11 protein-coding genes are annotated in these 12,654 nt (G+C 68.1%); 5 read left to right on the top strand and 6 right to left on the bottom strand.

Features of this window, described 5'->3' with window-relative positions; genetic code table 11:
- Window positions 1-185 precede the first annotated feature (185 nt).
- The 3 genes from prmC to hisS are packed head-to-tail and all read right to left on the bottom strand — an operon-like array spanning window position 186 to window position 3,354.
- On the bottom strand, window positions 186-1,049 hold the full coding sequence (gene prmC, locus FA702_RS10940; protein WP_136956171.1) for a peptide chain release factor N(5)-glutamine methyltransferase: 864 nt from the start codon (window positions 1,047-1,049) through the stop codon (window positions 186-188).
- A complete protein-coding gene (prfA, locus tag FA702_RS10945; protein WP_136956172.1) occupies window positions 1,046-2,110 on the bottom strand; it encodes a peptide chain release factor 1 in 1,065 nt (354 codons plus the stop codon). The genes prmC and prfA overlap by 4 nt, the downstream gene beginning before the upstream one ends.
- Window positions 2,107-3,354, bottom strand: coding sequence for a histidine--tRNA ligase (gene hisS, locus FA702_RS10950; protein ID WP_136956173.1), 1,248 nt, complete (start codon window positions 3,352-3,354; stop codon window positions 2,107-2,109). The genes prfA and hisS overlap by 4 nt, the downstream gene beginning before the upstream one ends.
- An 88-nt stretch (window positions 3,355-3,442) precedes the next feature.
- On the opposite strand from hisS, the gene FA702_RS10955 reads away from it, so the two are divergent.
- The 3 genes from FA702_RS10955 to ppa all read left to right on the top strand — a co-directional run bounded on the left by FA702_RS10955 (window position 3,443) and on the right by ppa (window position 6,757).
- Window positions 3,443-5,416: a M61 family metallopeptidase gene (locus tag FA702_RS10955; protein ID WP_210417531.1), complete on the top strand. Its 1,974-nt coding sequence runs from the start codon at window positions 3,443-3,445 to the stop codon at window positions 5,414-5,416.
- A gap of 4 nt (window positions 5,417-5,420) precedes the next feature.
- Window positions 5,421-6,095: a DUF1345 domain-containing protein gene (locus FA702_RS10960; RefSeq protein WP_136956175.1), complete on the top strand. Its 675-nt coding sequence runs from the start codon at window positions 5,421-5,423 to the stop codon at window positions 6,093-6,095.
- A gap of 122 nt (window positions 6,096-6,217) precedes the next feature.
- A complete protein-coding gene (ppa, locus tag FA702_RS10965; protein ID WP_136956176.1) occupies window positions 6,218-6,757 on the top strand; it encodes an inorganic diphosphatase in 540 nt (179 codons plus the stop codon).
- Window positions 6,758-6,781: 24 nt separating this feature from the next.
- Here ppa and FA702_RS10970 read toward each other — a convergent pair whose 3' ends face one another.
- The 3 genes from FA702_RS10970 to FA702_RS10980 all read right to left on the bottom strand — a co-directional run bounded on the left by FA702_RS10970 (window position 6,782) and on the right by FA702_RS10980 (window position 10,054).
- A complete protein-coding gene (locus tag FA702_RS10970; protein WP_136956177.1) occupies window positions 6,782-8,146 on the bottom strand; it encodes a mechanosensitive ion channel domain-containing protein in 1,365 nt (454 codons plus the stop codon).
- A gap of 67 nt (window positions 8,147-8,213) precedes the next feature.
- On the bottom strand, window positions 8,214-9,560 hold the full coding sequence (locus FA702_RS10975) for a TldD/PmbA family protein (protein ID WP_136956178.1): 1,347 nt from the start codon (window positions 9,558-9,560) through the stop codon (window positions 8,214-8,216).
- 119 nt (window positions 9,561-9,679) lie between these two features.
- Window positions 9,680-10,054, bottom strand: a complete 375-nt coding sequence (locus tag FA702_RS10980; protein ID WP_136956179.1) for a hypothetical protein — start codon at window positions 10,052-10,054, stop codon at window positions 9,680-9,682.
- Between the two features lie 247 nt (window positions 10,055-10,301).
- Here FA702_RS10980 and lptB point away from each other — a divergent pair, with 247 nt between their 5' ends.
- A complete protein-coding gene (gene lptB / locus FA702_RS10985; RefSeq protein WP_136956180.1) occupies window positions 10,302-11,114 on the top strand; it encodes an LPS export ABC transporter ATP-binding protein in 813 nt (270 codons plus the stop codon).
- Between the two features lie 26 nt (window positions 11,115-11,140).
- Window positions 11,141-12,652, top strand: a complete 1,512-nt coding sequence (gene rpoN, locus FA702_RS10990; RefSeq protein WP_136956181.1) for an RNA polymerase factor sigma-54 — start codon at window positions 11,141-11,143, stop codon at window positions 12,650-12,652.
- The last annotated feature ends 2 nt before the right edge of the window (window positions 12,653-12,654 follow it).

Genomic DNA, 12,654 nt, shown 5'->3' on the forward strand with positions numbered 1-12,654 from the left:
GGGGCGGCCCCATTGCAACGTCCGTTGAATCAGAATGCCGCACAACCCTCCGCCACAGTCCCGGCCTTCGGAACGTGGAACCCAGCATCTGCTTTCGGCCGACCCGGAAAGGCCGGTCTTTCCTGCAAATGGTGGAACTGGCCGGGACGGGAAGCCTTCATCCGTCGCCCTGCCTGACAAGCCTCCTAATCGGCGGACGGTGCCTTGCCAAGCGAAATCTTGGGTAAAATCGCCATTTCGAGCGCGCGCGGACGGCCGCCCAGATCGCGGTGCAGCCGCGCCGAAAGACCAGCCCCGGCGGCGATCGCCGCCACCGCTTCGGCCTGCCGCCAGCCGATCTCGACCAGCGCGACGCCGCCGGGCGCCAGCAGCCCCGGCAGTTGCGGCACCAGCACGCGATAGGCATCGAGTCCCTCCGCCCCCGCGAACAGCGCGCCGGCCGGTTCGTGATCGCGCACCACCGCTTCCAGCTCGGCCGCATCTTCCACATAGGGCGGGTTGGCGAGGATCAGGTCGAACCGGTCCAGCCCGGATGCCCAGCCGGGCACGTCCCAGTCGCGTTCATGGAACGCGGCCCGCGCCGCCAGCCCGGTGCGCTCCGCATTGCCGGCAGCGACGGCCAGCGCGCCGGGCGAACGGTCGATCCCCACCCCTCGCGCCTCGGGCAGCGCGCTCAGCACGGCCAGCAGCAGCGCGCCCGAGCCGGTGCCGCAATCGAGCACGCGCTGCGCGTCAGGCCGGGCAGCGAGCGCCACTTCCACCAGCGTTTCGGAATCCGCGCGCGGGATCAGCACGGCGGGCGTCACCGCCAGGTCCAGGCTCCAGAACTCCGCATGGCCCAGGATGTAGGCCACCGGCTCGCTCGCCCGCCGCCGCGCTAACAGCGGCTCGAACGCGGGCGGCGCGGGATCGCGCATGTGGCGCAGCAACAGGTCCGATCGCGACACGCCCAGCGCGTGGGCCATCAGCAGTTCCACGTCGAGCCGCGCGGTCGATGCGCCCGGCCCCAGCGCCGCGGCGGCATCGCGCAGCCGCTCGGCCACGGTCATGCGTCCATCGCCGCCAGCCGCTTGGCCTGGTCCTCGGCGGTCAGCGCGTCGATCAGCTCGCCCAGCCCCGGCCCTTCGAGGATCTCGGGCAGGCGGTGCAGCGTCAGATTGATGCGGTGATCGGTCACGCGCCCTTGCGGGAAGTTGTAGGTGCGGATGCGTTCGGAGCGGTCGCCCGAGCCGACCATGGCCTTGCGCGCTTCGGCCTCCTCGCCCTGCGCGGCTTCGCGCTGCGCCTCGAACAGGCGGGCGCGCAAGACCTGCATCGCCTTGTCCTTGTTCTTGTGCTGGCTCCGCCCGTCCTGACAGGTGACGACCGTGCCGGTGGGCAGGTGGGTGATGCGCACCGCCGAATCGGTGGTGTTCACATGCTGCCCCCCCGCACCGCTGGCGCGATAGACATCGATCTTCAGATCCTTGTCCTCGATGCGGATGTCCACCTCGTCAGGTTCGGGCAAGACGGCAACCGTTGCGGCGGAAGTATGGATGCGCCCACCGCTCTCGGTCACAGGCACGCGCTGCACGCGGTGGACGCCGCTTTCGAACTTCAGCTTGGCGAAGACGCCGCTGCCGGCGACGTTGGCAACGACTTCCTTGTAACCGCCCAGATCGTTGGCGTTGACCGAGACGACTTCCACCCGCCAGCCCTGCTCGGCGGCGTACTTTTCGTACATGCGGAACAGGTCTGCCGCGAAGAGCGCGGCCTCGTCCCCGCCGGTGCCGGCGCGGATTTCGAGCATGGCGGGGCGGCTGTCCGCCGCATCGCGCGGCAACATGGCGATGGCCAGGCGATGCTCGGCCTCGGGCAGTTCGGCGTTGATGCGCCGCAGCTCCTCGTCCGCCAGCTCGCGCATGTCGGGATCATCCAGCGCGGCAAGGCTGGCGAGCTCGCCGCGCATCGCGCCGACGGCGGCGGCAGCCCGCGCCACCGGCTCCAGCTCGGCATAGTCACGGCTGGCGGCGATGAACTCCGCGCCTTCGAGCGTGCCTGAAGCCAGCCGCGCCTCCAGCTCCGCGAACCGCGCGCCGATCTGGGCAAGGCGGGTGTCGGAGATGGTCACCGATCCACGAACCCATGAAAGATACTCTGAGCGTCGGCAAATCTTTCATAGAGTGCTCGATCGCATTTGAACGCATTGCCTTTATGACCATCGCGCTGATCCAACGAGATAATCACTTGAGGCTGACTTTTCTGGGCCTTATCAAAACGCTTGCGAGGGCTGCCGCTGGCAAACAACTCCGCAATAAAGCCCGCCCGGCGATACTCCGCAGTAAGCGCGAGAGCGTCAATCTCACGTTCTCGGCTCTCCGCAACTATGCAAATCTCAGGCCAGCTGTGCGGCAAATCCCCCACCAGCATCGCCAGCCGCTCGACGCCCGCCGCCCAGCCGACGGCCGGGGTGTGCGGGCCGCCCAGCGTTTCGATCAGCCCGTCATAGCGGCCGCCGCCCAGCACGGTGCCTTGCGCACCCAGCCGGTCGGTGACGAATTCGAACGCGGTGTGGCGGTAATAGTCGAGCCCGCGCACCAGCGCCGGCGCGCGCGTCCAGGTCACGCCCGCCGCGTCCAGCCCGGCGGTCACCTTGCCGAAGAAGTCCTGCGCTTCGGCACCGAGGAACGCGTCGATCTTCGGCGCGTCCGCGACGAAGACCTTGTCGCGCGGGTCCTTGCTGTCGAGGATGCGCAGCGGGTTCTTTTCCAGCCGCTCCTGCGAATCCTCGCTCAGTTCGCCCTTCACGGCGCGGAAGTAGCCGATCAGCGCGGTGCGCCACGCCTCGCGGCTTTCGGCATCGCCCAGCGTGTTGAGCTGCAGCGTCACCCCGTCCGCGATGCCCAGTTCCTTCAGCAACTGGTCCGCCATCACCAGCAGTTCCACGTCGGCCTGCGGCTCGGCCGCGCCGATCACTTCGGCATCGAGCTGGTGGAACTGGCGGTAGCGGCCCTTCTGCGGCCGTTCGTAGCGGAACAGCGGCCCGTGCGTCACCACCTTGACCGGCGCATATTGCTGCCAGCCGTTAGTCAGGTAGGCGCGGGCGAGGCCGGCGGTGAATTCCGGGCGCAGCGTCAGCGATTCCCCGCCGCGATCCTCGAACGAATACATCTCCTTCGAGACGACGTCGGTCGTCTCGCCCAGCGAGCGGCTGAACACGGCGGTCTTTTCGAACACCGGCATTTCCGCGCGGCGGAAGCGGTACAGCTTGCGCACGCGTTCGAAGGTTTCGACCACGAAGGCGAAGGCTTCGGCGTCCGCACCGAAAATGTCCTGCGTGCCGCGAATGGCCTGGGGCGTCTGAATCTGGCTCATGGCCCGCGCGATTAGCCGCATTGTGGTCCCACGAAAAGGGCGCTCGGCAATGGTTGCGGACGGAACCGGTTCGCGCCATGAAGGCGCCATGGCAAATTCCTTCAAGGCCCCGGCCCTTCTCGCCGCGCTTCTCGTCACCGCTTCCGCCCTTCCGGCCCATGCCCAGGTCCAGCCGGCCACCAATACCAGGCCGATGGCGGTGCCCATCGTGCGCCAGGTGCCCGATCCCGAGGACAAGCCGTTTCCCGGCACCATCCGGCTCGACATCGACGCCACCGACGTGACGCGCGGAGCCTACCGCGTGACCGAGACGATCCCGGTTCCGGCGGGCGCGACGCGGCTGACGCTGCTCTATCCGCAATGGCTGCCCGGCAACCACGGCCCGCGCGGGCCGCTGTCCGAATTGGCCGACGTGCGCTTCACCGCCGGCGGCAAGGTGCTGACGTGGACGCGCGATCCGGTCGAGGTCTATGCCTTCCATGTCGACGTGCCGGCCGGCACGAGCGCGATCGAGGCGCGGATGGTCCACACCTCGCCCCTGCGCGATTCCGAAGGCCGCATCACGATGACCCGGGAAATGCTGAACCTGCAGTGGGAAAAGATGTCGCTTTATCCCGCCGGGCACTATGTCCGCCAGATCAGGGTGCAGCCCACCGTCGCCGTGCCCGAAGGCTGGACCGTGTTCACCGCGCTCGACGGCAAGAAGCAGGCGGGCAACCGCGTGAGCTGGGACGTCACCGATTACGAGACGCTGGTCGATTCCCCGATCTTCGCCGGCCTCTACGCGCAGCGCTTCTTCCTCGGCAATTCGGTCTGGCTCGATGCCATTGCCGACAAGCCCGAGCTGCTGGCGATCAAGCCCGAGAACCTCGCCACCTACCGCGCGCTGGTGGACGAGGGGCTGGCGCTCTACGGCGCCAAGCATTTCGATCACTACGACCTGCTGCTGGCGCTGACCGACCGCATGGGCGGGATCGGGCTGGAACACCACCGGTCGAGCGAGAACCAGTACGAGCCGCGCACCTGGATCGACTGGGCCGCCAGCGACTGGGACCGCAACGTCATCCCGCACGAATTCTCGCACAGCTGGGATGGCAAGTTCCGCCGCCCGGCCAAGCTGTGGACGCCCGATTACCGCCAGCCGATGCAGGACAATCTGCTGTGGGTCTATGAAGGGCAGGACCAGTTCTGGGGCTATGTGCTGGCCGCGCGATCGGGCGTGCAGACCAAGGATACCGTGCTGGGCATGCTGGCCAACAACGCCGGCCTGTTCACGCAGTATCCGGGCCGCGAATGGCGATCGGTGGAGGACACCACGCACGATCCGGTCTTCGCCGCGCGCAAGCCCAAGCCCTACACCTCGCTGGCCCGCAGCGAGGAATACTATACCGAAGGCGCGCTGGTCTGGCTGGAAGCGGACGAGATCATCCGGCAGGGCACCGCCGGCAAGAAGGGGCTGGACGATTTCGCCAAGGCCTTCTTCGGCATCCGCGATGGCGATTGGGGCGTGGTGCCCTACGAGTTCGAGGACGTGGTTTCCACGCTCAACGGCGTGTTCCCCTATGACTGGGCCACCTTCCTCAAGACCCGCATCCAGACGCCGGGCCAGCCCGCGCCGCTCGGCGGGATCGAACGCGGCGGCTACAAGCTGGTGTGGAAGGCCGAACCGAACCCTTACGACAAGGCGCGCGCGGCGGACAGCAAGGCGCTTTCGCTCTACCATTCGATCGGCGTGACGATCGACAAGGACGGCAAGGTCACGTCCTGCCGGTGGGATAGCGCCGCGTTCAAGGCGGGCGTGGTCAGCGGCGTGCAGATCGTCGCGGTCAACGGGCTGGCCTACGATCAGGAGGCGCTGAAGCAGGCTATCACCGCCGCCAAGGCCGACGCCGCCGGCGGCGCGAAGCCGCTGGAGCTGACGATCCGGCGCGACGATCGCGTCACCGCGGTGTCGATCGATTACCATGACGGGCTGCGCTGGCCCTGGCTGGAACGCGCCGCGCCGGGCACCGCGCCCACCGGGCTGGACATCCTGCTCTCGCCCAAGCGGACGACGCGCTAGCTCCATGGTTTCGGGAACGGGAACACGGTGGGCGCTCGGCCAGCGTTTCGCGCCAGCGCGCTTCGTCCTGTTCCTGATCCTGAGCGTGGGGGGCTTCGCCGGCTGGCGCCCCCTGTTCGGCGGACATGGCGTGGCCGATTCGCTGGCGATGGGCTTCGATTTCGGCGCCACCGCCTTCCTCGTCTCGCTATGGCCGCTGCTGCGCGAATGCGATGCCGCCGCGATGCGCCGGCATTCCGAGGAGAACGACGCCAACCGGGTGGTGGTGCTGGCGATCACCACAGTGCTCACGCTGGTGGTGATGGCGGCGATCGCGGCCGAACTGCCCAGCGCCAGCGCCGGCAACCACATCGGGCTGGTCAAGCTGATCGGCACGCTCGTGCTCACCTGGCTGTTCGCCAACGTGGTCTATGCGCTGCACTACGCGCATCTCTATTACGTGCGCGGCGTCGATAGCGGGAAGGATACCGGGGGCCTCGATTTTCCTGGCACGGACACGCCGGACTACTTCGATTTCGCCTATTTTGCCTTTACCCTGGGCATGACGTTCCAGACATCGGACACCGCGATCACCAGCCAGGCGATCCGGCGTATCGTCACGCTGCATTCGTTCGCCGCGTTCGTGTTCAACATCGGCGTGATCGCCTTCACCATCAACGCGCTGGGCGGCGGCCACTGAACCGCCCGATCCTATCGGTTTCTTGGCGATAAGTCTTGTTGCGGCGCACAACCCGCGCCGCTAGAGGCGGCTCCATCGTGTTCGAACCGGCCGCCGTTCCGGGGCCAAACCATAGGCAAACCATGCGCATCGACCTGATTCCGACTGGCGACAACCCGCCCGAGACTCTCAACGTCATCATCGAAGTGCCAACGGGCGGCGAACCCGTGAAGTACGAGTTCGACAAGGCTTCCGGCGCGCTCTTCGTGGACCGCATCCTGCACACGCCGATGCGCTATCCGGCGAACTACGGCTTCGTGCCGCACACGCTCTCGCCCGATGGCGATCCGCTGGACGCGCTGGTGATCTCGCGTTCGCCTTTCATCCCCGGCTGCGTCGTGCGCGCCCGCCCCATCGCGGTGCTGAACCTGGAAGACGAAGCCGGCGGCGACGAGAAGCTGGTCTGCGTCCCCGACGACAAGACCTTCCCCTATTACTCCGACGTCGCCGAGAAGGACGACCTGCCCGGCATCGTCATGGAGCAGATCGAGCACTTCTTCACCCACTACAAGGATCTGGAAAAGAAGAAGTGGGTGCGCATCGGCACCTGGGGTGGCGCCGACGACGCCAAGCGCATCACGATCGAGGCGATCGAGCGCGCCAAGGCCGCCAAGGCGGGCTGATCGCCTTCGGACCGACCGGCCGCCTCACTCGGTGGGGCGGCTGGCGTCCAGCAGGTCGCGGCCCTGGGCGTTCCCCGCGCGCTCGCGATCGACCATCGTTTCGATATGGTGCTCGGGCGCCACGCTTTCGGCACCGGCGTTCTCGACCGGCGGCGCCTCGGCCTTTGGCGCCGCCTTGCCGGCATCCTGCTCCATCCGCACGTGATAGACCGTATCGGGCAGCGCGAAGCCCTGCCCGCGCAGCGCGCGCCGCACCGCCTCGATCACCAGCGTCCGCGCCTTGCCGAAACCGGTCTGCGTCTGGTCCACCCAGCCGGTGAAGCGCAGCACCTGCGTCGCTCCGTCGATGCTGACCACTTCGGTCGACGGCTCCGGGGCCGGCAGCACGAAATCCTGCCCGCGCATCGCTTCCAGCGCCACGGCGCGCGCGGCGGAAGGATCGGCTGCGGGATCGATTCCCACCTCGAACGAGAAGCGCCGAGTGGGGTTGGTGGTGAAATTGACGATCACCGCCTTGAACACCGTGCTGTTGGGGATGCGCAGGTGGTTGCCATCCAGCGTCATCAGCACGGTGGCGCGGCTGGTCAGGCGCACCACGCGCCCTTCCCAGGAATCGATCTTCACATGGTCGTTGGCGCGGAACGGCTGGCGGATCGAGAGCATCAGCGACGAAACGTAGTTGTCGATGGTGTCCTTGACCGCGAAGCCCACCGCGATGCCGAATACCCCCGCACCGCCCAGCACCGCGCCAAGCAGCGCCGTCGCCCCCACGATATCGAGCGCGAGCACGATCCCGGCAACCACGAACGCGAAGCGGATCGCGCTGGCCAGCAGTTCGGCCAGGAACGGATTGGGCGCAACGCGGTGCCACAGGTTCTTTCGGCCGGCGATGGTATAGCCCAGCATCCCGATCAGCACCGCCAGCGCGATGGACACGCCGATCAGCGGCAGCGCCGCGACCAGCCCCGTGAACTTGCCGCGCACGCCGCTCAGCGCCGGGTCGAGATTGCTGTCCACGGCCAGGTTGCGGGTCACGCGGTTCTGCACGGTGACCACGCCGGCCACCCGCCCGGCGATCGCCTGGGCCTGCGCGATCGCGTTTTCGTCGGCCACCTGCCCGCTCAACGTGACGACGCCCGCCGCGACGCGCACGTCGATGCCGTTAAGACTGCCGATCTCCGCGAAGATGCCCCGGATGCGCGCGGCGATCTGCGCGTCGGCATCCGCCGAAACGGTGGAGGCGATCGCGCCGCCGGACGCGGAGGCCGAGGAACTGGTCGATGGCGAGGCGCTCTGCGCGGAAACCGCCCCAGCGGGCGCCATCAGCGCGATGAGAAACGAAAGAAGCAGGATGCGCGGCCGACGACGCGAAGCGGAAGAGGCGATCATATGCGCATGACGACGCCCCGCTCGCGCGAAAGTTCCCGGCAAGCCCGGTTCCGCCGCCATGCCCGCTTCAATCCCCCGCGATGCTGAGGCCGTCGATGCGCAGCGTCGGCACATCGATGCCGCGATGAATGTCGAGATCGTCCGCCGCGACCAGCGCCGCGAACATGTCGATCAGGTTGCCGGCCACGGTGAATTCGGCCACCGGCCCGGCGATCTCGCCATTGACGATGCGGAAGCCCGACGCGCCCCGGCTGTAGTCGCCAGTCACGCCGTTCACGCCCTGCCCGATCAGCTCGGTCACATAGACGCCATCGGCAATGTCCGCCATCAGCGCCTGCGGCGTGACCGTGCCGGGCTGGAGCACCACGTTGCTGGCCGTGACGTGCGGCGGCCCCGAAGTCCCGCGCGAGGCATGGCCCGTCGGTTCCGCGCCCAGCTGGCGGGCCGAGGCCGAATCCATCAGCCAGCCGGTCAGCCGCCCGGCCTCGACCAGCGCGCGCGGCGCGGTCGGCAGCCCCTCGCCATCGAACGGGCGCGAACGCAACCCGCGCGGCCGCAGCGGATCGTCAAGAATGGTGATCGCGGAATCGAACAGCTGCGCGCCATCGCGATCGAGCAGGAAGCTGGCGCGCCGCGCGATCGCCGCGCCCGATATCGCGCCCAGCAGGTGCCCGACGAGTGATCCCCCGACGCGGGGATCGAATACCACCGGCATCGTTCCACTCTTGAGCCTGCCGGGGTTGAGCCGCGCCACGGCGCGGTCTCCGGCGCGGCGGCCGATTTCGGCAGGCGGCAGCAGGTCGGCGGCATGGCGGCCGCTGCGCCAGCTGTAATCGCGCTGCATCGCGCCGCCTTCGCCGGCCACGACCGACGCCGACAAGCCATGGCTGGTCGCGGCATAAGCGCCGGAGAAGCCATGGCTGGTGGCCAGCGCGACCACGCCTCGCCCCGCGCTGGCGCCCGCGCCTTCGCTGTTGGTCACGCCCGCAACCGCGCGGGCGGCGTCTTCCGCTTCCTCGGCCGCGGCGCGCAGGTCCTGCGGCGAACGCTCGGCGGCGTCTTCCAGATCGAGGTCCGCGAACGGGCCTTTCGCCAGCCGTTCCCCCGGCGCGAGGCCCGCATACTTGTCCGCGGGCGCCGCCCGCGCCATCGCCACCGCGCGCGTCGCCAGTTCGTCGAGCGCGGCATCGCCAAGGTCGGTCGATCCGATCGAGGCGGAAGCGCCGCCGACGAACACGCGCAGGCCGATATGTTCGGACTCGGAACGCTCCACGTCTTCCAGCGCGCCGAGCCGGACCTGCACCGATTCGCTGGCGTTGGCGAGATAGATCGCATCGCCCGCCTCCGCGCCGGCGCGCACGGCGCGTTCAATCAGCGCGTGGCAGCGCTCCTGGGCTACGGCGGGGGACAACATGGTTCGGCCTCTCGGATGGGGCGCGGACGGATGCCGCGCATGCGATCAGGCCATGGCGTCTAGCCCGCTCGATTCCTGACCGCAATCGCGGGCTTGCCGGCCGGGCGCGGAGGCTTTGTTCAGAACAGCGCGGCGATCAGCTTGAACAGGCCGGTCAACAGAAACGGCAGCCCGATAGCCAGCAGCCAGATCGAAACCTGATCCTTGCGGAACGCCGCGCGCCGGCCCGGATCGGCGGCGGCCGCATCGCCGATATGCTCCCAGCGCCGTTCGAAGCGGCGGAACATCGGAATGATCGCCCCCACCAGCACCACCAGCGCCAGCATCGGCAGCGCGGACGCGCTGTCCCCCTCGATCGCCTGCATGGTCACGAAAATCTGCAGGCCGGTATAGACCAGCAACGCATAGGCGACCGTGTCACTCATCCGCTTGCGCCAATCCAGTTGGCCCCGGCTCTGGCCCCGATTGCGCCCGACGGAGAAGGCTTTGCCCATTCACCCTTCCTTTTAGGTCCGTTTCCGCGAATAGATCACGCAATCCGGTGTGTTTCAAGGCCAATCGGGCATTTCTCGCGCAGGGCATACCGCCGGAAGCGGCGACCATGCACAAATCCTGCCAGTTTTGACGGGAGAGCCGGCCAAGTTGCGCGGGAGGGGTTTGATCGCGCGCCAGACCCGGCTATGGCGGGTCAGCGACCGGAAACGGCAGAACCATAAACAGTTCAGGCGGAACCGCATACAGATGACAGCCCTTGCCGACACCACGCCCGCCGACAGCGGGCAAACGCCGGGATCGGCCCCACGATCGAACGACACCGCGCCTCCCCCGCCACAGGGCGGGCTGGAAGTGGTGTCGATCGCCAAGAGCTACGACAAGCGCGCGGTCCTGACCGATATCTCGCTGTCCGTGGGCAAGGGCGAAGTGTTGGGCCTGCTCGGGCCGAACGGCGCGGGCAAGACCACCTGCTTCTATTCGATCATGGGGCTGGTACGCCCGGATTCGGGCCGCATCCTGCTGGATGGCGTGGATATCACCCGCCTGCCGATGTACCGCCGCGCGATCCTGGGCCTGGGCTATCTGCCGCAGGAAACCTCGATCTTCCGGGGCATGACGGTGGAACAGAACATCGCCACCGTGCTGGAGCTGATCGAACCGGACAAGGCCACACGCATGGCCGAACTCGATCGCCTGCTCGACGAATTCGGCCTGACGCGCCTGCGTTCCAGCCCGGCCATGGCGCTTTCGGGCGGCGAACGCCGCCGCTGCGAAATCGCCCGCGCCCTCGCGGCCAAGCCGTCGATCATCCTGCTCGACGAGCCCTTCGCCGGGATCGACCCGCTGTCGATCAGCGACATCCGCCATCTGGTCAAGGACCTCAAGCGGCGCGGCATCGGCGTGCTCATCACCGACCACAACGTGCGCGAAACGCTCGACATTGTGGACCGCGCCTGCATCATCTATGGCGGGCAGGTGCTGTTCGCCGGCAGCCCCGAGGCGCTGGTGGCCGATCCCAACGTGCGCCGCCTCTATCTGGGCGAGGGCTTCACGCTCTGATGCGCGGGGCGGGGGAACACTGAACGATGGCGCTGGGTCCGCGCCTCGACATACGGCAAACCCAGTCGCTGGTGATGACGCCGCAGCTCCAGCAGGCGATCAAGCTGCTGGCGCTGTCCAATCTCGAAGTGGAAACCTTCATCGGGGAAGCGCTGGACGCCAACCCCCTGCTCGAGATCGGCGAGGCGGCCGCGCCGCCCGATCCGCTCGACGGCCTGCCCGAGGAGGCCCGGCGCACCCAGCTTGAAACCTCCCCGGTCGACCAGCTCGTCAGCGAGGGCCGGGTGGAGGAGGATCGCCCGCTGGACATCGACGTTACCGCGCTCGACCGGGATCGCGATACCGGCGACGTGCCGGATTATGGCCTGGGGAGCGGAGCCGCGGGCGCGGCGGCGGGCGGCGAAGGCCCCGGCATCGACGAGCGTGGGGATTTCGACGAGACGCTGGCGCAGCACCTCCATGCCCAGATCGGCGCGGCGACGTCCGACGCGCAGCTGCTGTTCGTCGCGCGCTGGCTGATCGACCAGATCGACGAGGCTGGCTACCTCACCATCACGCTGGCCGAGGCGGCCGCCGACCTGGGCGTTCCCGCGGCCACGGCGGAAGCGGCGCTGGCGCTGGTGCAATCGCTCGATCCCACCGGCGTCGGCGCGCGCTCGCTGTCCGAATGCCTGGCGCTGCAGGCGCGCGAGGCCGATCGCTACGATCCCTGCATGGCGCGGCTGATCGACAACCTCGATCTGGTCGCGCGGGGCGAATTATCCCGGATCAAGCGCATGTGCGGCGTGGACGACGAGGATTTCGCCGACATGCTGGCCGAACTGCGCGGCTATGATCCCAAGCCCGGCCTTCGCTTCGGCGGCGGCGGCGCGGAAGCCGTGGTGCCGGACATCCTGATCCGCGCGGTGCCGCGCAAGGATGGCTCGGTCGATTGGGACATCGCGCTCAACCAGGCCACGCTGCCGCGCCTGATCGTCAACCGCAGCTATTACGTGCAAATGCGCGGCGCCTGCGTCAGCAAGGAAGCGCGCGGCTGGCTGGGGGAAAAGCTGGCCGACGCCAACTGGCTGCTGAAAGCGCTGGACCAGCGGCAGAAGACGATCCTGAAAGTGGCGGCCGAGATCGTGAAGCAGCAGGACGGGTTCTTCCGCCACGGCGTCTCGCACCTCCGTCCGCTGACGCTGCGCGCAGTGGCGGAAGCCATCTCGATGCACGAATCGACCGTGAGCCGCGTGACCTCGAACAAGTACCTGCACTGCGATCGCGGCACGTTCGAGCTGAAGTATTTCTTCACCTCGGGCGTCGCTTCGGCCGATGGCGAAGGCGCGGTATCGGCCGAAGCGGTCAAGGCCGCGATCCGGCAACTGATCGACGCCGAAGATCCCAAGGCGATCCTGTCCGACGATGCGCTGGTCGATCTGCTGAAGCAGCGCGGCTTCGATCTCGCCCGCCGCACGGTCGCCAAGTATCGCGAGGCGATCGGGCTGGGCAGTTCGGTGCAGCGCCGCCGCCAGAAGGCGCTCGCCGGGGTGCGCTGAGC

Source organism: Novosphingobium sp. EMRT-2 (assembly GCF_005145025.1).
Lineage (GTDB): Bacteria > Pseudomonadota > Alphaproteobacteria > Sphingomonadales > Sphingomonadaceae > Novosphingobium.